We start from the raw sequence: 23034 nt of genomic DNA, 5'->3' as shown, positions 1-23034 counted from the left end.
AATCGCCATTCGCTACGCGCTACGCGCTGCGCGCTGCGCGCTGCGCCAAACGATAATTTTTCTTGGAATGCGACAGTTTTTGAATCAAAACGGAGAAGTCTATGGATACCGATTTCGGCTGGCCGCTGCCGCCACACTTCGAATCAATCTCTGCAACCCCGGCTGCGGATGATGGCAAGGCGCCATGCATCGTTACCATGAACGACGGCAACCGGAAAGTCGGAAATCTGCTGGGTTTTGACCTGCAAACCTCGTCGATAGAATTTCATCCGGAACGTGCCGGCGGCAACTTGCGTATCGGCTTTGCCAATTTCAAAAGCATCCGCTTAACGTCGCCGATAGAGCTAAAGAAAATGGAACTGCCGTCGACGGTCGAAACACAAGGAGATTTACCCATCCCGATCCGGCAAAAATGCGTGATTTTGTTCAAGGACGGGGAACATTTGCTATCCGAAACGATAGGTTACGTTCCGCGTGAAATCGGGATCTTTCTATTTCTTGTTGGCGTCGGCAACAACGTTTTGCGCTGGTTTATTCCAACAGAAGCAATTGCCAGTTATCAAATTGGCGACAAGCTTGGCCAGATGCTGATAGACACGAGAATGGCGTCGGCGGACGCTGTCGATGCGGGTTTGAAGAAACAAAGCCAGCTGCGGGAATCCAAGCTGGGAGAATATCTGCAGCTGGAAAGCCTGGTCTCAGAAGTGGAAGTGGAAAAGGCGTTGCAAAAACAAAGATCGATGCCTCACCTGAAGCTTGGGGAAGCATTGGTTCAAGAGAATTTGATCACCGTTGAACAGCTGGCACAAGCGCTCAAGAAGCAGAATGAAGACAGAAAGCTGCACCTGGGCGAAATTCTTGTCGGCATGGGCTTTGTCACCAAGGAAAGCATTAAAAGAATATTGGCGAAAAAACTCGGCATCCCCTTCGTTACCCTGCCCCAGTTCCAGTTTGACCTGAATTTAACCAAGGTAGTGCCTGCCGACCTGGCGCGAAAATACATTGTGATGCCGCTATACCGAACCCAGTCACGCATGGTGGTGGCAATGGAAGATCCGCTGTCGTCGGAAGCGTTGAAGGCATTATCATTTTTCGCCAAGCTGACGATTGATCCCGTCATGGCGTCGGAGACTGACCTGGCCGAGGTCATTTCAAAATTTTATGGCCGGCAGGGGGAACGTCAGGATATCGCAGAGTTTGTTTCTAAAATGGATGATGGCGGCAGCGCCGAACCAAGCCAGGTTGGCAGTGAGGTCATTACCGAATCCGACAACGCCACGGTTCGCCTGGTCAACAAGATCATCCTCGATGCATTCGAACAAGGCGCCTCCGACATCCATATCGAAGTCATGAAAGGCAATGAGCCCACCCGGGTCCGCTTTCGCAAGGACGGCATCATGGTCGATTATTCGAACATTCCGGCCAACTACCGTAATGCCTTGGTTTCCCGCCTTAAGATCATGAGCCGCCTCGACATTTCCGAGAAGCGCCGCTCACAAGACGGGAAACTGAATTTTGAGCAGTTTGGTCCTGCGAAAATTGAATTGCGAGTCGTCACCATGCCGACTACGGAAGGCCTGGAAGATATCGTGATGCGCATACTCGCAGCGCCAAAGGCCTTATCCCTGGACGCACTAGGCCTGTCTACCGCGGTGCTGGAAGGACTCAAGAAACTTGCCCTGAAACCTCATGGCCTGCTATTCGTCTGCGGCCCCACCGGGTCAGGTAAAACGACGACTTTGCATTCCTTGCTCAGTTATATCAATACCAGCGAACGAAAAATATGGACGGTCGAGGACCCTATAGAAATTACCCAGAAAGGCCTGCGGCAAGTGCAGGTTCACGCAAAAATCGACCTGACATTCGCCGCTGTATTGCGGAGCTTTTTGCGAGCCGATCCCGATGTCATCATGGTAGGAGAAACAAGGGACCCGGAAACGGCCCGGACCGTCATTGAAGCGTCACTGACCGGGCACCTGGTATTTTCTACCTTGCATACCAACAGTGCAGTCGAAAGCGTCGTCAGGTTATTGGATCTCGGCCTGGATCCGTTTAATTTTGCAGATGCGCTGTTAGGCGTAGTCGGTCAACGGCTCACGCGTAAATTGTGTACAAGCTGCCGCCAGCCTTATTCCGCCACCGCCGAGCAAATCAAGATGCTTGCTTACGAATATTGCCTGGAAACCGGACTCCGGGAAGACGACGTGGTAGCGCAATGGCAAAAACAATATGGCCACGACGGTACTGCTCTCAAGTTATACAAGGCCGTGGGATGCGAAAAATGTGACAAGAGCGGTTATAAAGGCAGATTGGGCGTACACGAATTACTGGTCAACTCTCCCGCCATCAAGAAAAAAATCCATGCCAAAGCGAATGTCCCGGAAATATTGCAAACCGCCATTGGGGAAGGCATGCGTACCTTGAAACAGGACGGGATCGATAAGATATTTCAAGGCCTGACCGACTGGGAGCAAGTAAGAATGCTCTAAGACGAATAATGGCAGGCCTGCCAGATCAATCCCTTCCAAGGAGGCGGATGATTCGGCGTAATCAAGCGTCGTTTGCCTTTTCCAGCGGGCTCGACTGCTTGGCAGCTGGAACTTTTTGTGTGTCGTAATAGAGCTTCAAAGCCATGATTTCCCTGGAGACATCTGCAGGAAAACCTTTGCGGGTGCCTCGTTGATCCAGCAAGAGTTCAGCAAACAGTTTTTCACTGGCGGCATGCCGCGGCCAAACTGCGGCAAATTGATTGGCGATACGCGGATAATGTTTGATGAGCCATAAAGGCCAGATTTCCGTAGGCAGCGACAGTAACCAATTGTATGTCCGTTCCTGCAATTTCAAATCGGCAGGCTCATGCAAGCGGCGCAATTGGTCCCAATTCTTTTCTTGCTTCCTGCGCTGCTCTGCATCAAGTACGGCTTTTGCTTCCGAGACCGAGACTTTTTCGAATGGAATTGAGTCCATAACACCTCCTAAAAGAGGGAATGCCGAGTTGAAATAGCTGTTCTATTGGCACCGGCAAATGATTGGCGTCAGTCTTGACGTTCGACAATAACCTACAAAATGTTGCCATTTGGAATCAATTCTACACCTATTTAATCGTTACGATCACCTGTAACCGGCAGCTGATGGGGAAAATTTTCTTGCGGGCAAGGCAGCGAATGGACGGCACAGCACACGCCAACGCGGCGGCACCAAGCAATTAATAAATTACTATTGCATTGATCTATAGCGCTCTATGATCAATAATAGTTTCCACATGAAAATATTTTCCGGCATCCGCAAGCGCGTGGTTATGCGACAGAAGAGAGATACGCCGATTTTTAAACTTGTCATCAGCTCCTCCATAAAATCATGAACGGTCTTCGAGACACATTGGCGCGGCAAACAGAACTAGTGACAAAACGGATACCAATTACGTCGTTGGCCTTTATTTTCGTCGTTCTTGTCTGCCTATCCTTGGTATTCATTGACGGCTGGCGAAGCTGGACCGCCCGTAATACCCAGCTGCGCGAGATGGGAATTTCCACGTCTAACATGACGCGAGCCATAGCACAGCACGCCGACGACACGATTAAAGCAGCCGACACCACGCTGGTGGGCCTGGTTGAACGGGTACAAACGGACGGTACCGGTCCCGAGGCCCTGCGGCGCATGCATGAACTGCTGGTGCGGAGGGTTATAGAATTGCCTCAGCTCCAAGGCTTGTTCGTCTATGACGAAAAAGGAAATTGGCTGGTTAACGCCTTACCGGCCATGCCATCCAACGTTAACAATTCGGATCGCGATTATTTCATCTATCACAGCACCCACGCCGATCCGAAACCGTACATTGGACTGCCGATCCGAAGCCGTTCAACGGGCGCATGGATCATTACCGTTTCGCGCAGGATCGAACATGCAGACGGCAGCTTCGCCGGCGTTGCGCTGGCCACCATCAACATGGATTATTTCAACAAATTCTACAAAAGCTTCGAGATTGGCCAGCACGGCGTGATCGTGCTTGGGCTAAACAATGGCATCATGCTGACCCGCCGGCCGCTTTTGGCCGATACCAATGGAAAAAATATTGCAAACATCCCCCTGTTTCGCGACAACGTAGCGAAGAAGGCCAGCGGCACGATTTTTATCGTTTCTGCGCTAGACAACGTGAGGCGCCTGAATAGCTTTCGACACTTGGAGCACTATCCCTTGTTCGTCGCCACGGCGTTGTCGGAAGATGAAATCCTCGCAGATTGGCTCACAGACACCTATTTGCACTCCACCGGCGTGGCGATACTGCTCATCGTATTGAGCATGCTGGGATTCCATCTGGTCGGCCAAATCAAGCAACGCCTGAATGCGGAAGCAGAACTTGTGCGAGCACGGGATGCATTGGAAACACTCAACCAGACGCTCGAAAGGCTCGCATTGCAAGACGGTCTCACGGGACTCGCAAATCGTCGTCATTTTGACCTCGCGCTGGACAAAGAATTCAGCCGCGCGGTGCGAGAGGCAAGTTCATTGGCGCTCATCATGATTGATGTTGACTGCTTCAAGCAATATAACGACATATACGGTCACGCAGCAGGCGATGAATGCTTGCGGAAAATCAGCCAGGTAATTAAAACCAATCAGAATCGGCCTGGCGACGTCGCTGCCCGCTACGGCGGAGAAGAGCTTGGCGTTCTGCTTCCCGGCACTGACGTACGCGGAGCAATGACCATTGCAGAAAAAATCCGTTTGGAGATCCATAACCTTGGTATCGAGCATACCGGCAATTCAGCCGGTGTGGTTACCGTCAGCGCTGGCGTTGATGCGTTTATTCCCATTCAAAACCTGGATAACCCGTTAGAGTTGATACAGGCGGCTGACAAGGCCCTTTACGCGGCAAAATCCAGCGGGCGTGACCGCGTTTGCGAAAACCATGGCGCCACTGGCTCCCATCGATCCGCCCCCGAACAGGAGCCATCTGCCATCCTGTAAAGCGGCCAGCGGCCCTTTGCAAGTCCCGCAAAATATGCCCTCACCCCGAGGGCTTTCAGGGTGCACATCCGGGCAGCGCCTGCGTGATGCCGGCATCCTTTCCGAGGACCGGGCGGGTTTGATGGGCCATGGGGTAAACAACATGTCGGCGCACTATCCTACACCGACAATTGCACCGCTTATCCGGATGGCAAATCTTGTACGGAAAACGCGGAATATCCCCAGGTTGCGCAGGGTGATCAACGGAAAGTCGTGCGAAAAAAATCGCGCACAAAGAAAAATGACTCGGAAGATTTCTCTTCCAAGTCATTGATCTTACAGCTTAAATATGGTCGGAGTACAAGGATTCGAACCTTGGACCCCCTGGTCCCAAACCAGGTGCGCTACCGGGCTGCGCTACACTCCGAGAAGCAAGATAATAAACAGTATTCCGATTTTTGTCAAATTTTTATACAGGGAAATTTTCAAATCCTGCCGCAAAAACCAACCCAATAACGGTACCGCCAAAAGCTTATCTGCTGAAAAACTTGAGAGACGGATTAGACCAGAATTTGGAAAAATATGCGAGAGAAAAACGCATATTTCGGCAAAAATTCCAGCCTGCTTTTGGTTCTGCTTAAAACATCGGCAAATCTACGGAAAGAAGCAGCGATATCACGCAAAAATCGCCGCGCCGAAATCATTTATAAAATTAATCAGTCTTGCCGCAGCGCCAGTTGCGCGCGCTGGAAACTCACCTTGAAACGGCTGCCCTTGCCATACTCGGAAGTGATTTCAAGGCGGCCGCGATGGCGCAGCAGGACATGTTTCACGATCGCCAGGCCGAGGCCGGTTCCCTGTGTAGCGCGTGACCGGGTTTTGTCGACGCGGTAGAAACGTTCGGTAAGCCGGCTCAGGTGTTCGGCCGCGATGCCGATGCCGTCGTCGGCAACCACCAGGCTGGCGCACCCTTCTTCCATGCCCCAGCTGACATCGATGCGGCCGCCGTCCGGGGTATACCGGACAGCGTTCGAAAGCAGGTTGGCAAACGCACTTTCCAGCTCATCGTGATTGCCTTTCAGGTCAACGTCCTGCACCTGCAAAGTGATGCTGTGCCTGCCGCCGGACAAGGCCCTGGCCTCTTCCACCAAACGATTCAGCAACGGCTTGATGCGCACCGTATCGTTCGATGGCGGCTGCACCAGCGATTCCAGCCTGGTGAGGGTCAGCATGTCGGCCACCAGCCTTTGCATGCGCTGCCCCTGCTCAGCCATCAGATGCAACTGGCGCTGCCGGGTTTCTTCGCTCATTTCGCTGCTCAGCGCATGTTCGAGAAAGCCGTTGATGACTGTCAGCGGCGTGCGCAGCTCATGCGATGCATTGGCGATGAAATCGCGCCGCATGGTATCCATTTTTTCGTTTTGCGTGACATCGTGGGTGACCAGGATCTGGCGCCGGCTTTCGAATGAAATCAGCTGCACCAGGATTTTCCTGTCGTGATGCATGAACGGCAAAGGCTGTTCGAAACGCCCCGAGAGCATGTAATCGACGAAATCGGGAGAACGTATCAGGTTGGTCAGCAAACGCCCTTCGTCGCGCTTCAGGTCCAGCCCCAGGTGGGTTTGCGCCGCGGGATTGCACCACTCCAGATGCATCACGCCGTCGACGATCACTACGCCGTCCGGCAGCAAGCTCATGGCTTGCCGAAAACGCGCCAGCCATTCCGCCATCTCGGCGCGCGAGCGCTCGTCTTCCAGGCGAATATCTTCCAGCGCGGCAAATGCGTGCGCCCACAATCCCCAGGTTTTGGGCCGGCGGCCGCCGACCGGCGTATCCATCCAGCGTTCGATCTGGTATAGCGACCACATCTGCAGGAACAGCAAGCCTGCCAGCGACAAGCTAAAGAACAGCAGGCCGACGATAGCGCCGCCAACCGCGGCCACCGCTACCGCAATCAGGGACAGCAAGCCAAACCAGAGCAGCGCCGGCACCCAGAATTTGCGCGCGCTACGGGTGCTGGCGACGGCTCCGGGCCTGGTTCCGGGTCTGGCTCTTGTCACGCTGCCGGCTCGGCGTTGAGCTTATAGCCGACGCCGCGCACGGTCTTCACGTAATCGGCGGCGAGGCCAAGCGATTTGCGCAGGCGCATGATGTGGACGTCAACCGTGCGCTCTTCGATGAAAGTATGGTCGCCCCAGACTTTATCGAGCAACTGCGCGCGCGAGAAAATCCGGTCCGGGTGCGCCACCAGGAAACGCAGCAGCTTGAACTCAGCCTGGTCCAGTTCGATTTCCCGGCTGTCGACCGTCACCTGGTAACGGTCGGTGTCGATCTGGATCAAGCCGTGGCTGAGCAGGCTTTGTCCGAGTTCCGGGATCTTGCGCCTCAACAGCGCCTGGATCCGGGCAATCAGTTCCTTGGGCGAAAACGGTTTGGTGACATAGTCGTCGGCGCCGGCATTGAGGCCGCGCACCTTGTCTTCATCCATCCCCTTGGCGGTCAGCATGATGACCGGCAAGGTGGCGCTGCGCGGCTGGCTGCGCCACTCTTGCAGCAGCGCCAGGCCGGAGGTGTCAGGCAGCATCCAGTCCAGCAGCACGGCCTTGGGCAAGACCCCGACGATCGCCTGCCGCGCTTCGTTGGCGCTATACGCTATTTCGCAGGAAAAGCCGGCGTCGTCGAGCGTAAACCGCAGCAGCTCGGCGATGCCGGGTTCATCTTCGACGATCAGGATGTGGGTTTGATATTTCGACATCGGCAATAAGCTCTATTCAGGGGAAGTCGATCGTCAGGAAGTGACTTTAGCGGCGATCCGGCGCGCCATCGCTTGCGCCAGGTCAGCATCCTTGGCTTCGACCATGACGCGTATCAGCGGCTCGGTGCCCGAGGCGCGGATCAGTACGCGCCCGTTATCGCCGAGCTCACGCTCGACCGCTTCTTTCTCCGCCACCATCGCCGGATTCTTCTGCCAGTCGAAACCTGCGCTCACGTTCACGTTGACCAAGGTTTGCGGGTAGAGCGTCATATCGGCAGTCAGCTGCGCCAGCGTTTCGCCGTCGCGCTTCAAGGCCGACAAGACCTGCAGCGCGGACACGATGCCGTCGCCGGTAGTATGCTTGTCGAGGCAAAGCAGATGGCCGGAGCCCTCGCCGCCGAGGATCCAGCCGCGCTCTTTCATCACCTCCAGCACATAACGGTCGCCGACCTTGGCGCGCGCAAACTCGACGCCCATCTGGCGGAACGCCACTTCCAGCGCCATGTTGGTCATCAGGGTGCCGACCGCGCCTTTGACCGGCCCGGTCTTCATGCGGTCCTTGACCATCACATACAACAGCTCGTCGCCATTGTAGATGCGGCCGCCGGCATCCACCATCAGCAAGCGGTCGGCGTCGCCGTCCAGCGCAATGCCGATGTCCGCACGGTTGGAGCGCACCGCCAGCGCCAGCGCGTCCGGCGCGGTGGAGCCGAAACCGGCGTTGATGTTGAAGCCGTTGGGCTGGTTGCCGATAGAAATGACTTCCGCCCCCAGTTCGTGGAAGACATACGGCGCAATGTGATAGGCGGCGCCGTGGGCGCTATCGACCACGATGGTCAGTCCGCGCAGGTCGAGTTCGTTGGGGAACGTGCTTTTGCAGAATTCGATATAACGTCCAGGCGCGTCGTCCAGGCGTTTTGCCTTGCCCAGCTTATCCGACGACACGCAAACCATCGGCAGCTCCAGCGCAACTTCGATGGCGGTTTCCACCGCGTCCGCCAGCTTGTTCCCTTGCGCCGAGAAAAATTTGATGCCGTTGTCTTCATACGGGTTATGCGACGCTGAAATCACCACCCCGGCCGACAAGCGCAAGGCTCGCGTCAGGTAGGCAATCGCCGGCGTCGGCATGGGGCCTGCCAGCATCACGTCAACGCCGGCGGCGGCAAAACCCGCCTCCAGCGCGGCTTCCAGCATATAACCGGAGACCCGGGTATCTTTACCGATCAGCACGGTTGGCTTGCCGGTTCCCGATTTGGCCTGGGCCAGCACCTTACCCGCGGCGTAACCCAGCTTCATTACAAAATCCGGCGTAATCGGCGCTACGCCGACGCGCCCGCGCACGCCATCGGTACCAAAATATTTTCTTGTCATCTCAACCCTCAGTCACATGCATTTCAATCATAACCGTCTTGCTGCTCATGTCCGCTGCGCCGCCTGCCACACCTTGAGCGCGTCCACCGTCTCGGCCACATCATGCACCCGGACTATCTTAGCACCCTGCGAAACCGCCGCCAAAGCCGCGGCCAGGCTGCCGGCAAGGCGCCGCTCCAACGGCTTGCCGGTCAGCTGTCCCAGCATGGTTTTACGCGACATGCCTGCCAGCAAGGGCAAATCCAGCGCACGCTGGATATCTCCCATGCTTTGCAACAAGGCAACATTATGCGCCAAGGTCTTGCCAAAACCAAAGCCTGGATCGATGCTGATGCGATTCCGGCCGATCCCGGCCTGCTCCAGCGCCGCCACCCGCTCATGCAAAAAAGCGCTGACCTCCGCCACCACATCCTGGTACTCGGGCTTGATCTGCATGGTTTGCGGATCGGCCTGCATGTGCATGACGCACAGGCCGCAATCGCTGTCGCTTACAGCTTCCAGGGCGCCAGGCGCGCGCAAGCCGTTGATATCGTTGATCAGGTCGGCGCCGGCGGCGAGCGCTTCGCGCATCACGGCCGGTTTGTAGGTGTCGATGGAGAGCGGCTTGCCGCAATCGCGCAAGGCATAAATCGCCGGCATGACGCGGTCCAGCTCTTCTTCCAGCGACAGCGCCGGGCTGCCGGGACGGCTCGACTCGCCGCCGATGTCGATGATGTCGACGCCATCGGCGATCATCTGCTCCGCGTGCGACAAGGCGAATTCGAGCGAATGGAATTGCCCGCCGTCGGAAAACGAATCGGGCGTGATGTTGAGTATGCCCATCACCAGCGGCCGCGCCTGCGGCGTGTTGACCGGCAGCCGGTAGCGGCCGCATTGAAAATACTGTTGCATATAGAAATTCTATTGAAAGCGCGAAAATAAACAAAAAGGGCGAGGATTGCTCCTCACCCTTGCTGATGGTCATTTCACAAACCGCGACGCCAGACAGGCGCTCCGGGCCAGGTCAGGCCGGTGCGGTGGCGTTCGGCGAAACCCCGCCGGACGAATTGTCGCTAGGCGCCTTGCGCACCGAGCTGCCGGCTTTCGGCAGGCGCGGCTCCAGGCCTTCCATGATGTCGTTGATCTGGTCAGCGTCGATGGTTTCCCAGTCAAGCAAGGCCTTGGTCATGGCTTCGACCTTGTCCTTGTTTTCCTCTAGCAGGCGGCGCGACAAGGCGTATTGCTGGTCGAGGATGCTGCGGATCTCGGCGTCGACTTTTTGCTGGGTTGCTTCCGACACGGTCTTGGCCGACATGCGGCCGAAGTACGCGTCCTGCTCGGTATCTTCATAGACCATGGTGCCCAGGGTCTCGGACATGCCGTAACGGGTGACCATCGCCCGCGCCAGCTTGGTAGCGCGCTCGAAGTCGTTGGACGCGCCGGTCGACATCTGGTGCATGAAGATTTCTTCCGAAATACGGCCGCCGAACAGGATGGCGATCTCTTCCAGCATCTTGTCCTTGTACATGTTGACGCGGTCATGCTCTGGCAATTGCCAGGTCAGGCCCAGCGCAAAGCCGCGCGGCATGATGGTGACCTTGTGCACCGGGTCGGCTTTCGGCAGCAGCTTCGCGACCACGGCATGGCCGGACTCGTGATACGCCGTATTGCGGCGTTCTTCTTCACGCATCACGGCAGACTTGCGCTCGGGGCCCATGACGATCTTGTCCTTGGCATCCTCGAAATCCTGCATCTCGACCAGGCGCTTGGCGCGGCGGGCTGCAAACAGGGCGGCTTCGTTAACCAGGTTGGCCAGGTCGGCGCCGGAGAAGCCAGGCGTGCCGCGCGCCAGGATATCGGCCTTGACGTCGGTCGAAATCGGCACTTTGCGCATGTGCACGTTCAAGATCTGCTCACGGCCGCGGATGTCCGGCAAGCCCACTACCACCTGGCGGTCGAAACGGCCCGGACGCAGCAAGGCTTTGTCCAGCACGTCGGAACGGTTGGTGGCAGCGATCACGATCACGCCGGAATTGGCCTCGAAGCCATCCATCTCGACCAGCATCTGGTTCAGCGTCTGTTCGCGTTCGTCATTGCCGCCGCCCATGCCGGCGCCGCGATGACGGCCCACCGCATCGATTTCATCGATGAAAATGATGCAAGGAGCATGTTTCTTGGCATTCTCGAACATGTCGCGTACCCGCGATGCGCCGACGCCGACAAACATTTCAACGAAATCCGAACCGGAAATGGTGAAAAACGGCACCTTGGCTTCGCCGGCAATCGCACGCGCCAGCAAAGTCTTACCAGTACCCGGAGGACCGACCATCAGCACGCCGTGCGGAATACGGCCGCCCAGTTTCTGGAATTTGGTAGGGTCGCGCAGGAAATCGACCAGTTCGGAAACTTCTTCCTTGGCTTCGTCGCAACCGGCAACGTCGGCAAAGGTGACGGAATTGCTGTTTTCATCCAGCATGCGCGCCTTCGACTTGCCGAACGAGAACGCCCCGCCCTTGCCGCCGCCCTGCATCTGCCGCATGAAGAAGATCCAGACCCCGAGCAGCAGGATCATCGGGAACCAGGAGATGAAGATCTGCTGCAGGAACGATGGTTCTTCCGGCTGCTTGACTTCGAATTTGACGTTGTTGTTGACCAAGTCGCCGATCAAGCCGCGGTCCAGCGACGTAATGGCGGTTTTCACTTTCTTGCCGTCCGAAGTGCTGGCGACAATGTTGCCGCCTTCAATCGTCGCATCGGTGATATGCCCGGCCCTGATTTCAGTGATGAGATCGGAATAGGCAATCGGCCCTGCGCCGCTGGCCAGTCCTCGGCCGTCGAACTGCTTGAATACGGTGAAAAGCACCAGGGCGATGACCACCCAGATGGCGGCTTTGGAAAACATGTTGTTCACTAGAACTCCTTGGACGCGCTGCGCGCCTGACATAGGTACAGCTTCGAGGTATTCCTTAGATTTTACTCGGAATAGATACGGCTTGCTAGGCAGGATATGTGGCCGCACCCACGATAAATCAAGGAAAACTTGTTAATTACCTTGGATTTTTCAATATCTTGCCAAGCAAGAAGATTTCCGAGGACTTGTCGCGGCTGGCTTTGGGCTTCCGGGAGGCCACGGTTTTGAATTCCTGGCGGAATTTCATCAACACTTCATTGTAGCCGGTGCCGTTGAAACATTTCGCCAGCAAGGCGCCGCCCGGCTTCATGTGCTGCTGCGCAAACTCAATTGCCAAATCGATAATTTCCTCCACCCGCGCCGCATCGGAAATGGCGATGCCGGACAGGTTGGGCGCCATGTCGGACAGCACCAGGTCCACCTTGCGCCCCTCCAGCAGGTGCTCCAGCTGGCGCAGGCTGTCCGCCTCGCGGAAGTCGCCCTGGATGAAATGGACATCGGCGATCGGCTCCATCGGCAGGATATCCAGGCCGATGATCATGCCGTGGATGCCGCCGCCGTCCTGGCCAGCCAGCTTGTTGCGCGCGTATTGCGACCAGCTGCCCGGGGTCGATCCAAGGTCGACAATGATCTGGCCAGGCTTGATCAGCTTGTCCAGTTCGTCGATTTCTTTCAGCTTGTAGGCTGCCCGCGCACGGTAGCCTTCTTTCTGCGCCAGCTTCACATAAGGGTCGTTAATGTGGTCGTGCAGCCAGTTTTTGTTTAATTTCTTCTTTGCCATTCGCGTAGAATACCGTTTTTAAGGAATTTTTATGTTGAAACTTACATCCGCCGAGCGTAGCGAGCTCCGTTCCCAAGCCCACGGACTGAATCCGGTGGTCCTGATCAGCGAAGATGGCTTGAAGCCGTCCCTGATGAAAGAGATCGATGCCAGCCTGGACGCCCATGGCCTGATTAAAGTGCGTGTATTCGGTGATGATCGCGAGGCACGGATTGCCATCTACGAAACCATTTGCGAAAAACTCGGCGCCGCCCCGGTACAACACATCGGCAAGCTGCTGGTCCTGTACCGTCCGCAAAAAGATGCTGCCAAAGAACGCAGCGAAAGCCGTGGCAAGGGCATGCGTGAAGTGACCATCGTCAAGCCAAGCCCAAGCGGCACCAAGCGGCCATCGGTGACCAAGGTCATGGTAAAAGGCAATGAACGCGTGACCCAGGGCGGCAATATCAAGCGCGCCAAGCCGCGCCAGAAAAGCAGCAAGAAATCCGCATTGGGCCGTTGATGCCTGCCGCTTCGGCAAATACCACAGCCTGCGCGGGGCGGCCAGCCGCCTAGCGCAAGCTGCGCAAACGCAGGACCAGCCCCACTCCCAGCAAACTCTGGATCAGGTAGATGCCGCTGGCGACGCCATGCAGGATACCGAACCGGGTCTTGGCGTCGGCGCTCATGACGCCGCCGGCCGCTGCCTCCCGCAAATCCGCCATGAACGGCTGGATGCAGAAATAACCGACCAGCGTGCAAACCAGCATCGCCAGCGCCAGCCGCATCAGGGTCTTGCGCAACGGCGCCGCATCGTCGTGGGTACGGTAGCTGAACAGCATGACCAGGACTATGCCGCACGCCACCGACAGCCAGGCCTCGATCCGGAACAGGCTCCCTGCGATGGTGCCGGCCAGCACACGGTCGGGCAAGGTGGCGAACAAGGTCGGTGCAACCAGATAGCCTACCGTCCACAAACTACCGACCCACAAGGTCGCGACTAACAACCTGCATCGCACTACAAACATTGCTGCTCCCGGATTTTCTGATCGAATGCTGCGCTGGCGCCGCCGGGCGCCGTCATCGCCACGCTTTAGACGTAGCGGACTTCCAGGATTTCATATTCGCGAATGCCGGATGGCGCTTGCACGCCCACCACGTCGCCCGCGGTCTTGCCGATCAGCGCGCGTGCGATCGGCGAAGTCACGGAAACCTTGGACAGCTTGATATCGGCTTCATCGGTGCCGACGATCTGATAAGTCACCTTGTCGCCCGACTCCAGGTCTTCCAGGTCGACCGTAGAGGCGAACACTACGCGTCCGTCCGCATCCAGCGTTGCCGGATCAATAACCTGCGCGGCGCCCAGCTTCCCTTCCAGGTCGGCGATCCGGCCTTCGACAAAACCTTGCCGCTCTTTCGCCGCATCGTAATCCGCGTTTTCCGAAAGATCGCCATGCGCGCGCGCTTCCGCGATGGCCTTGATGACCGCTTGACGCTCTTTGGTTTTCAAATGATGCAATTCATCTTTCAGCAATTGCGCGCCATGCTTGGTAAGAGGTACTGAGCTCATAGGGATGGTATTCAACAAATATTAAATAAGGTTTATGACGCAGGGTGCGCCACGCACACGATAAAAGGTCACGGAGGTCAAAAACGCACCGGGAAAAGATGCGCTGATGACCTCCGCAGGAACTTCTGTAGCTAAATTGTGCGTTTCGTCGGCTTCCCGGCGCCAATTGCAGCCCGGAAGCGATTCAGGATGCGCCTAGGCACATCCTGATCTGGCCTTAGTGTAAGGTTTTATGCAGCCCTTGTAAATCATAGACATGCAACTCGTCCAGATGACGCATCCCCTCGACCGCCGCTTCTGCACCGGCAATCGTGGTGTAGGTCGTGGCATGGGCCGCCAGCGCCGAAGTACGGATCGCCCGCGAATCGACAATCGCGCTGCGCTTTTCTTCGACGGTGTTGATCACCAATGAAATTTCATTGTTCTTGATCATGTCGACCACGTGCGGGCGCCCTTCGACTACCTTGTTCACGGTTTCCACCGGGATGCCGGCCGCGCTGATCGCCGCTGCCGTACCCTTGGTTGCCACTACCGAGAAGCCGATCGCTACCAGGTCCTTGGCTACCTGCACCGCGCGCGGCTTGTCGCTGCCCTTGACGCTGAGGAATACCTTGCCCGACTTCGGCAGCTTGATGCCGGCGCCGAGCTGCGACTTGACGAACGCTTCGCCGAAGGTCTTGCCGACGCCCATCACTTCGCCGGTCGATTTCATTTCCGGCCCGAGGATGGTATCGACGCCTGGGAACTTCACGAACGGGAACACCGCTTCCTTGACGCTGAAATACTTCGGCACCACTTCTTCCTTGATCCCCTGGCTGTCCAGCGACTGGCCGACCATGCAGCGGGCTGCAATCTTGGCCAGCTGCAAACCGGTCGCCTTGGATACGAACGGCACGGTGCGCGAAGCGCGCGGATTGACTTCCAGCACAAACACGACATCCTTGCCGTCGATCTGCTGGATCGCAAACTGCACGTTCATCAAACCGACCACGTTCAAGCCCTTGGCCATCAGCGCAGTCTGCCGCTTGATCTCTTCGATGGTGGCCGGCGCCAGCGAATAAGGCGGCAGCGAACAGGCCGAATCGCCGGAGTGCACGCCAGCTTGCTCGATATGTTCCATGACGCCGCCGATGAAGGTGCGGTCGCCGTCCGACAGGCAGTCGACATCGACTTCGATGGCGTCGTTCAGGAAGCGGTCCAGCAATACCGGCGAATCGTGCGAAACCTTGACCGCTTCGCGCATGTAGCGCTCGAGGTCGCGCTGCTCGTGGACGATTTCCATCGCGCGGCCGCCCAATACATAGGACGGACGCACCACCAGCGGATAGCCGATTTCCTGCGCCAGGCGTAATGCGTCTTCTTCAGTGCGCGCGGTGCGGTTAGGCGGCTGGCGCAAGTTCAGGTCGTGCAGCAGCTTCTGGAAACGCTCGCGGTCTTCGGCGGCGTCGATCATGTCCGGCGAAGTGCCGACGATAGGCACGCCGTTGGCTTCCAGGTCGAGCGCCAGCTTCAAAGGCGTCTGGCCGCCGTACTGCACGATCACGCCGTACGGTTTTTCCTTGTCGACGATTTCCAGCACGTCTTCCAGCGTCACCGGCTCGAAATACAGGCGGTCCGAGGTATCGTAGTCGGTCGACACGGTTTCCGGATTGCAGTTGACCATGATGGTCTCGTAGCCGTCTTCGCGCATCGCCAGCGCCGCATGGACGCAGCAATAGTCGAATTCGATACCCTGGCCGATGCGGTTAGGACCGCCGCCCAGGACCATGATTTTCTTCTTGCTGGTCGGGTTCGATTCGCACTCTTCCTCGTAGGTCGAGTACATGTAGGCGGTATTGGTCGAAAACTCGCCGGCGCAGGTGTCGACCCGCTTGTAGACCGGGCGGATATTCAGGGCCAGGCGTTTCTTGCGCACGTCGGTATCGGTCGTCTTCAGCAGCTTGGCCAGGCGGCGGTCGCCGAAACCCTTTTGCTTGAGGCGGAACAAGGTGTCGCGATCCAGCGCTTCCAGCGTCTGGCTGTTTTCCAGCCACAGTTCGATATCGACGATTTCCTTGATCTGCGACAGGAACCACGGATCGATATGGGTCAGCTGATGCACTTCTTCCAGCGTGAAACCCTGGGCGAACGCATCGCCCACATACCAGATGCGGTCCGGGCCCGGCTCGCCGAGTTCTTCTTCAATGACTTCGCGGTCCTGGGTCTTTTCGTTCATGCCGTCGACGCCGACTTCGAGGCCGCGCAAGGCTTTCTGGAACGATTCCTGGAAGGTGCGGCCGATCGCCATCACTTCGCCCACCGATTTCATCTGGGTCGTCAGGTGGTTGTCGGCAGTCGGGAATTTTTCAAACGCAAAACGCGGGATCTTGGTGACCACGTAGTCGATCGAAGGCTCGAACGATGCCGGCGTGGCGCCGCCGGTGATTTCATTGCGCAATTCGTCCAGCGTGAAGCCCACGGCCAGCTTGGCCGCGATCTTGGCGATCGGGAAACCGGTCGCCTTGGAGGCCAGCGCCGAAGAACGCGATACGCGCGGATTCATTTCGATCACGATCATGCGGCCGTCAGCCGGATTGACCGAGAACTGCACGTTGGAGCCGCCGGTATCGACGCCGATCTCACGCAGCACCGCCAGCGAGGCGTTGCGCATGATCTGGTATTCCTTGTCGGTCAGCGTTTGCGCCGGCGCTACCGTGATCGAGTCGCCGGTATGCACGCCCATCGGATCCAGGTTTTCGATCGAGCAGACGATGATGCAGTTGTCCGCCTTGTCGCGCACCACTTCCATCTCGTACTCTTTCCAGCCGATCAGCGATTCTTCGATCAGCAGTTCCTTGGTCGGCGATGCTTCCAGGCCGCGCTTGCAGATGGTTTCGAATTCTTCGGCGTTGTAGGCGATGCCGCCGCCGGTGCCGCCCATGGTGAACGACGGCCGGATGATGACCGGGAAGCCGAGCTCCTTCTGCACGCCCCACGATTCTTCCATGGTGTGGGCCACGCCGGAACGGGCCGAACCGAGGCCGATCTTGGTCATCGCAGCCTTGAACTTGGAACGGTCTTCAGCCTTGTCGATCGCTTCCGGCGAAGCGCCGATCAGTTCAACCTTGTATTTTTCCAGGATGCCGTGGCGATGCAGGTCCAGCGCGCAGTTCAGCGCGGTCTGGCCGCCCATGGTCGGCAGGATCGCGTCCGGCTTTTCCTTGGCGATGATGCGCTCCACCGCTTGCCAGGTAATCGGCTCGATGTAGGTGACATCGGCCATTTCCGGGTCGGTCATGATGGTAGCCGGGTTGCTGTTGACCAGGATCACCTTGTAACCCTCTTCGCGCAGCGCCTTGCAAGCCTGTGCGCCGGAGTAGTCGAACTCGCAAGCCTGGCCGATGATGATCGGGCCGGCGCCGATGATCAGGATACTTTTTAAATCACTACGCTTAGGCATTTTTATTTTTCTCCAACATCGTTTGATTCATCAATTGAATGAAACGATCGAACAAGGGGGCGATGTCATGCGGGCCGGGCGACGCTTCCGGGTGGCCCTGGAAGCAGAACGCCGGCTTGTCGGTGCGGGCGAAACCCTGCAGCGAACCGTCGAACAAGGAAACGTGGGTGACGCGGCAATTGGCCGGCAAGGTAGCGCCATCCACTGCAAAACCGTGGTTTTGCGAAGTGATCAGCACTTGCTTGCTGTCCAGGTCCTGCACCGGATGATTGGCGCCGTGGTGGCCGAACTTCATCTTCAGCGTCTTGGCGCCGGAGGCCAGCGCCATGATCTGGTGGCCGAGGCAGATGCCGAAGGTCGGCACGCCGCGCTCGATCAGTTCCTTGGTGGCGGCGATCGCGTAGTCGCAAGGCTCCGGGTCGCCGGGGCCGTTGGACAGGAAAATCCCGTCCGGGTTGAGCGCCAGCGCATCGGCAGCCGAAGCCTGGGCCGGCAGCACGGTGATCTTGCAGCCGCGCTGCGCCAGCATGCGCAGGATGTTGAACTTGACGCCGTAGTCGAACGCCACCACGTGGTACTTAGGCGTGATCTGCTGGTCGTAGCCGCGGCCGAGGCGCCATTCTGTCTGGCTCCAGCTGTAAGCCTTGGTGGTCGAAACCACCTTGGCCAGGTCCATGCCGGCTAGGCCGGGGAAGCCGCGCGCCAGTTCCAGCGCCTTGGCGGTGGCGGCGGCGATGTCCTGTTCGCCGGCGACGATGGCGCCGCCCTGCGCACCCTTTTCACGCAAGATGCGGGTCAGCTTGCGGGTATCGATGCCGGCGATGGCGACGATATTCGATTCCTGCAGGTAGGCGTCGAGGGTCTTGGTGGAACGGAAATTCGAGACCAGGCGCGGCAGGTCGCGGATGATGAGGCCGGCGGCGTGGATCTGCGAAGATTCGACATCTTCTTCATTGACGCCGGTATTGCCGATATGCGGATAAGTAAGGGTGACGATCTGGCGGCTGTAGCTTGGATCGGTGAGGATTTCCTGGTAGCCGGTCATGGCGGTATTGAATACGACCTCGCCAGTCGTATGACCGGCAGCGCCAATGGAAATACCTTGGAAAATCGTCCCATCTGCTAGCGCGAGGATGGCCGGTACGGTGAGGCCAGAAAAAAATGGCTGCAAGGGGTAACTCCTGATGTTGTTACCGCCGCTGCGCTGCGCCAAACGACCGCTATGAAACCCCAAACAGTGTTGATTTGGCGGCTTTATTAGTCTTTTTGGGACGAGATGGAAGGTGGTATGCGCTACGGCGGAGTAAATTGGGCTAAACCCTGCAATTATAGCCGACAACGACCTGCCCGGCAATCCGATCCGGCGCCAAGCCGAGGGTTTTTGTATAAATAATTAGTAAAGACATGCGGCGATGATGTAATTGACAACTTAACTGACAAACAGCGCCGCAACAGAGGATGCCGCAGACAATATTGGTCAGCTTGCCGGTCCGGCATTCCGAACCGGCAAGCCGCGGCAGCTGACCGTGACCCCCGGTCCCGGATCAGGCGCTCAAAGCGGCAATGCCAGCCTTGGCGATTTGCACGTCTTCGCTCGACTTCACGCCGGAAACGCCGACCGCACCAAGATATTCGCCGCCGACCACGATAGGCACCCCGCCCTCCAGCAAACCTTCCAGGTTTGGTGCAGTAATGAACGAGAAACGGCCATTGTTGATCATGTCTTCGTAGATCTTCGATTCGCGCTGGCCCAGCGCAGCGGTCTTGGCCTTGGCCGGCGCAATATGGGCCGAAATCGGCGCGCAGCCGTCCAGCCGCTGCAGCCACAGCAAGTGGCCGCCATCGTCAACGATCGAAATTGTCACAGCCCAGCGGTTCTTCACCGCCTCAGCCTCTGCAGCCGCAGCGATTTTCTTGACATCGTCGAGTGTCAACACTTGTTTGGATTTCATTTTTGCTCCTTGTGAAATAACTGATTATTGTACTTTAGTGCTCTGCAATAGGCATCCGCGCCGCCGTCATTCCGGGCAGATTATTTCTGGCGCGATATTTGCTTGGAAGAAAATCCAAATCAGGAAAGTCCGTGCCGCCGTTTGGATTTTATCTGATTTTAATTAATGTTTTGATATGATATGGTTTGCCCCGCCGCCTGCCAAGTTTGACAGGTACCTCTTATTCACTTACATTCGTGCGATCGTAATGTCCCCACGCCCACCCGTAACGATGACGATCAAAGAAGCTTTCCCCCTATTCCAGACCTTCGCGCTCGCTTGTGCGCTGCTCGCCGGCTTATGGCTGTGCAGCCCCGCCCGCGCTTCCGATATCACCGATATCGACATGCGGCCGCAACCGAGCAGCACCCGCAGCAAACTCCAGCAATTTACCGATCGGGCGTCGGACCTGGCTGTAAGCGCAATGGGCATGATCGGCATTCACTACAAATACGGTGGCAATAACCCGGAAAACGGCCTCGATTGCAGCGGCCTGGTACGTTATGTTTTCAAGGATGCATGGGGCGTCAATGTCCCGCGCACGGCAGCCGAACTGAGCCGCAGCGGCGAAAAAATCGACAAGCAGGACTTGAAGCCGGGCGACCTGGTGTTCTATAACACGCTGCGCCGCAGCTTCTCCCACGTCGGCATCTACCTGGGCGACAACAAGTTCATCCATGCCCCGTCCTCCGGCGGCAAAGTCCGCATCGAAAGCATGGACCTGGCTTACTGGAAATCGCGCTTTAACGGCGCGCGCCGCATCAACGATCCAGAGCCTGACAGCGACAACCATCAATAACCGCCCTACCGGCAAAAAGCCCCTGCCAGCCAAAGACTGCCAGGGGCTTTTTTCTCGGCGCTCGCTTGGCCTTGGCTTGGCTCCCGCCATGCACTCTTATTCCTCGCGCTTTTCCTTCAATTTCTTCTTGATGGCCGCCATCTGCGCCATCGCCGCCTGCTCGCCGGCCAGGATCGCAGTGTTGCGCGCGGCGAAGTCGTTGCCCTTCATCGCCCCCAGGTCGGGACGAATGACAATGTCCGCGTCTTTCAATTCGTAGCTATTGATGCTTTGCCCCATGATGGCGAAAGTCTGCAGCAGCACATCGACCGAACTGGAAGCGGCCTGCACTTCCGGCGAGGCCGAAATATTCACGGCAATCACGAAATCCGCCCCCATTTCATGGGCAAAACGCACCGGCACCGGCGACACCAGGCCGCCATCGACATACAGGTGGCCGCCGATGTTCACCGACTGGAACACGCCCGGCACCGCCGAAGAAGCCCGCACCGCAACTCCGGTATTGCCGCGGCGGAACAGGATCGGCGCGCCGCTGTTCAAATCGGTGGCGACTGCGCCAAACGGGATTTTCAGCTTTTCGATAGGCACATTGCGGATGGTCTTGTTGACATAGTTCTGGATCGCCTCTCCCTTCAGCACGCCGCTGACCTTGGCAAAAAACGGCACCGACCAGTCGGAAATGGCGGCTTCGTCCATCTGCAAGGCGATCTTCTGCAGCGCAAAGCCGTTATTGCCGGCCGCATACAGCGCGCCGACCACGCTGCCGGCGCTGGTGCCGACCACGATGTCCGGCACGATCCCCTGCGCTTCCAGCGCCTTGATCACGCCGATATGGGCAAAACCGCGGGCAGCGCCGCCGCCCAGCGCCAGGCCGATCTTGACTGGCTTGGGGACTTTCGGCTGGACAATCGGGGCAACCGCCACCGGCGGCGCCGGCGGCGCGATCGGGTTGCTGCCGCAAGCGGCCAGCAATACGCATAAAACGAGGCTCAGGGGCGGCAATAAGCGTGGCAAGGACATAAGAGGGAGGCGGGACATTGAGCAAGATGAAGAAGAAGCGCAAACGCTGTCAATCATCGACAACGAACGCGGCCGGCGGCAAGTGCCGCCGCAGAATTGTAGCCGATGTTGAAGAGTTCGAACCGCTCCGGCAGCCGGAATCGCGCTTAATCTTTCACGGCAGCAACGATTGACGTTGCCGGCAATTTGACGGTAAACACGCTGCCCTCGCCAGGCCGCGACTCGACCACCAGGCTGCCGTGATGGCGCAGCAGCACATGCTTGACGATCGCCAGGCCGAGGCCGGTGCCCTGGGTTTCGCGCGAACGGCTTTTATCGACACGGTAAAAACGCTCGGTCAGCCGCGAGATATGCTCGGCGCTGATGCCGATGCCGGAATCCCTGACCACCAGCTGCGGCCCGGCCTTGCCGTTCTGCCAGAAGATCTGGATCTTGCCGCCGGCCGGCGTGTAGCGGACTGCGTTGGAAATCAGGTTGCTGAAAGCGCTGCGCAGCTCGTCGTTGCTGCCGTTGATGTCGGGGCCGTCGACCGCCAGCGAAAAGCTGTGCTTGCCGGCGGACAGCACTTCGGCTTCCAGCAGCAGGCTGCGCAGCATGGCTTGCATGTCCACCGGTTCGGGACGCAAGGGATAGTCGATCGATTCCAGCCGCGTCAGGGTCAGCATGTCGCCGATCAGGTTCTGCATGCGATGCCCCTGTTCCGTCATCAGCTGCAAATGGGCAGCGCGGGTTTTTCGGTCAAGGTCGGGCTGGGCCTGCGCGATCTCCAGGAAACCGTTGATCACGGTCAGCGGCGTGCGCAATTCGTGCGATGCATTGGCGATGAAATCGCGCCGCATCATGTCGATCCTTTCCGATTCGGTGGCGTCATGGGTCACCAGGATCTGGCGCCGGTTCTCGAACGGGATGATCTGCACGATCAGCTTGCGCTCGCGCAAGCTCAGGGTCAGCGGCTGGTCGTAACGGCCCAGGATGATGTAATCGATGAAATCCGGGGTGCGGATCAGGTTGGTTACCCGCATGCCTTTATCGCGCCCATGCTGCAGCCCCAGGTGGCGTTCGGCGGCCGGGTTGCACCACTCCAGGAACAGGACGTCGTCCATGATGACAACGCCGTCAGGCAGCAGGTGCATGGCCTGGCGGAAGCGGGCCAGCCACTCGCTCAGTTCGGTCTGGTGTTTCTCGTCGTCGCGCCGCAAGCGGTACAGGCGCGAAAAAATGTCGGTCCACGCGCCCCAGCCGTCCGGCAGCTTTTCGCTGCGCGGATTATCCAGCCAGCCGCTGAGCCGGAACAGGTAATGCAGCTGCACCACAACCGCAACCGACATCAGGGCCAAACCCAGCAGCAGGCCGGGCAATACGCCAAACAAGGCCCAGACCACGCCTGAGATGACAAAGATCAGCAGGATCCGCAGCAATGCCGGGATCCAGAACAACATCTGTGGATTCATAAATCACTATTATGCGAGGGGAGCATCGTTCACAGCGCCCG

The 23034-nt window shown here is 57.8% G+C and carries 18 protein-coding genes and 1 tRNA gene; 4 read left to right on the top strand and 15 right to left on the bottom strand.

The features are described from left to right. Positions 1 to 101 precede the first annotated feature (101 nt). The gene (locus AC07RZ_RS05670; protein WP_494667228.1) at positions 102 to 2489 is read left to right on the top strand and encodes a GspE/PulE family protein; all 2388 of its coding nucleotides are present in this window, start codon (positions 102 to 104) and stop codon (positions 2487 to 2489) included. A 61-nt stretch (positions 2490 to 2550) separates the two neighbouring features. Here the strand turns inward: AC07RZ_RS05670 and AC07RZ_RS05665 are convergent, their stop codons facing one another. Continuing rightward, a complete protein-coding gene (locus AC07RZ_RS05665; protein ID WP_494667227.1) occupies positions 2551 to 2967 on the bottom strand; it encodes a hypothetical protein in 417 nt (138 codons plus the stop codon). A gap of 390 nt (positions 2968 to 3357) precedes the next feature. Between AC07RZ_RS05665 and AC07RZ_RS05660 the strand changes: the two genes are divergently transcribed. Continuing rightward, positions 3358 to 4968, top strand: a complete 1611-nt coding sequence (locus tag AC07RZ_RS05660; protein WP_494667226.1) for a sensor domain-containing diguanylate cyclase — start codon at positions 3358 to 3360, stop codon at positions 4966 to 4968. A gap of 329 nt (positions 4969 to 5297) precedes the next feature. Here AC07RZ_RS05660 and AC07RZ_RS05655 read toward each other — a convergent pair. The 7 genes from AC07RZ_RS05655 to AC07RZ_RS05625 form a co-directional block, all read right to left on the bottom strand. Then, positions 5298 to 5374, bottom strand: a tRNA-Pro gene (locus AC07RZ_RS05655). Between the two features lie 289 nt (positions 5375 to 5663). Further along, positions 5664 to 7007 carry a phosphate regulon sensor histidine kinase PhoR gene (phoR, locus tag AC07RZ_RS05650; protein WP_494667225.1) on the bottom strand — a complete coding sequence of 448 codons (1344 nt, stop codon included), beginning with the start codon at positions 7005 to 7007 and terminating at the stop codon, positions 5664 to 5666. Next, positions 7004 to 7702, bottom strand: coding sequence for a winged helix-turn-helix domain-containing protein (locus tag AC07RZ_RS05645; RefSeq protein WP_494667224.1), 699 nt, complete (start codon positions 7700 to 7702; stop codon positions 7004 to 7006). The genes phoR (AC07RZ_RS05650) and AC07RZ_RS05645 overlap by 4 nt, the downstream gene beginning before the upstream one ends. A 33-nt stretch (positions 7703 to 7735) precedes the next feature. Continuing rightward, positions 7736 to 9073, bottom strand: a complete 1338-nt coding sequence (gene glmM, locus AC07RZ_RS05640; RefSeq protein WP_092394117.1) for a phosphoglucosamine mutase — start codon at positions 9071 to 9073, stop codon at positions 7736 to 7738. A gap of 45 nt (positions 9074 to 9118) precedes the next feature. Beyond that, positions 9119 to 9964 (bottom strand): dihydropteroate synthase, encoded by an 846-nt coding sequence (gene folP, locus AC07RZ_RS05635; protein WP_494667223.1) that lies wholly within the window; start codon positions 9962 to 9964, stop codon positions 9119 to 9121. 112 nt (positions 9965 to 10076) lie between these two features. Continuing rightward, entirely contained in the window at positions 10077 to 11963 is a 1887-nt protein-coding gene (ftsH, locus tag AC07RZ_RS05630; protein WP_092394123.1) for an ATP-dependent zinc metalloprotease FtsH, read from the bottom strand. A gap of 136 nt (positions 11964 to 12099) precedes the next feature. Further along, a complete protein-coding gene (locus AC07RZ_RS05625) occupies positions 12100 to 12744 on the bottom strand; it encodes an RlmE family RNA methyltransferase (RefSeq protein WP_494667222.1) in 645 nt (214 codons plus the stop codon). Between the two features lie 31 nt (positions 12745 to 12775). Here AC07RZ_RS05625 and AC07RZ_RS05620 point away from each other — a divergent pair, with 31 nt between their 5' ends. Continuing rightward, complete coding sequence (locus AC07RZ_RS05620) at positions 12776 to 13246, top strand: YhbY family RNA-binding protein (protein ID WP_144736850.1); 471 nt, start codon at positions 12776 to 12778, stop codon at positions 13244 to 13246. A gap of 49 nt (positions 13247 to 13295) precedes the next feature. On the opposite strand, the gene AC07RZ_RS05615 is transcribed toward AC07RZ_RS05620, so the two are convergent. The 5 genes from AC07RZ_RS05615 to AC07RZ_RS05595 form a co-directional block, all read right to left on the bottom strand. Beyond that, entirely contained in the window at positions 13296 to 13751 is a 456-nt protein-coding gene (locus AC07RZ_RS05615; RefSeq protein ID WP_494667221.1) for a DUF4149 domain-containing protein, read from the bottom strand. Positions 13752 to 13816: 65 nt separating this feature from the next. Further along, positions 13817 to 14293: a transcription elongation factor GreA gene (gene greA, locus AC07RZ_RS05610; RefSeq protein ID WP_092394134.1), complete on the bottom strand. Its 477-nt coding sequence runs from the start codon at positions 14291 to 14293 to the stop codon at positions 13817 to 13819. A gap of 217 nt (positions 14294 to 14510) precedes the next feature. Beyond that, positions 14511 to 17732 carry a carbamoyl-phosphate synthase large subunit gene (gene carB, locus AC07RZ_RS05605; RefSeq protein WP_494667220.1) on the bottom strand — a complete coding sequence of 1074 codons (3222 nt, stop codon included), beginning with the start codon at positions 17730 to 17732 and terminating at the stop codon, positions 14511 to 14513. Continuing rightward, positions 17725 to 18903: a glutamine-hydrolyzing carbamoyl-phosphate synthase small subunit gene (gene carA, locus AC07RZ_RS05600; protein ID WP_092394350.1), complete on the bottom strand. Its 1179-nt coding sequence runs from the start codon at positions 18901 to 18903 to the stop codon at positions 17725 to 17727. The genes carB and carA overlap by 8 nt, the downstream gene beginning before the upstream one ends. A 373-nt stretch (positions 18904 to 19276) precedes the next feature. Next, a complete protein-coding gene (locus tag AC07RZ_RS05595; protein WP_092394141.1) occupies positions 19277 to 19684 on the bottom strand; it encodes a GlcG/HbpS family heme-binding protein in 408 nt (135 codons plus the stop codon). Positions 19685 to 20069: 385 nt separating this feature from the next. On the opposite strand from AC07RZ_RS05595, the gene AC07RZ_RS05590 reads away from it, so the two are divergent. Next, on the top strand, positions 20070 to 20522 hold the full coding sequence (locus AC07RZ_RS05590; RefSeq protein ID WP_494667276.1) for a C40 family peptidase: 453 nt from the start codon (positions 20070 to 20072) through the stop codon (positions 20520 to 20522). A gap of 96 nt (positions 20523 to 20618) precedes the next feature. On the opposite strand, the gene AC07RZ_RS05585 is transcribed toward AC07RZ_RS05590, so the two are convergent. Both AC07RZ_RS05585 and phoR (AC07RZ_RS05580) read right to left on the bottom strand, forming a co-directional pair. Beyond that, positions 20619 to 21542 (bottom strand): patatin-like phospholipase family protein, encoded by a 924-nt coding sequence (locus AC07RZ_RS05585; protein ID WP_494667219.1) that lies wholly within the window; start codon positions 21540 to 21542, stop codon positions 20619 to 20621. 146 nt (positions 21543 to 21688) lie between these two features. Further along, a complete protein-coding gene (gene phoR / locus AC07RZ_RS05580) occupies positions 21689 to 22993 on the bottom strand; it encodes a phosphate regulon sensor histidine kinase PhoR (RefSeq protein WP_494667218.1) in 1305 nt (434 codons plus the stop codon). Between the last annotated feature and the right edge of the window lie 41 nt (positions 22994 to 23034).

The sequence above is a fragment of the Collimonas sp. GW821-FHT07E08 genome (assembly GCF_059418905.1).
This window is presented reverse-complemented; position numbering and strand designations above follow the sequence as displayed.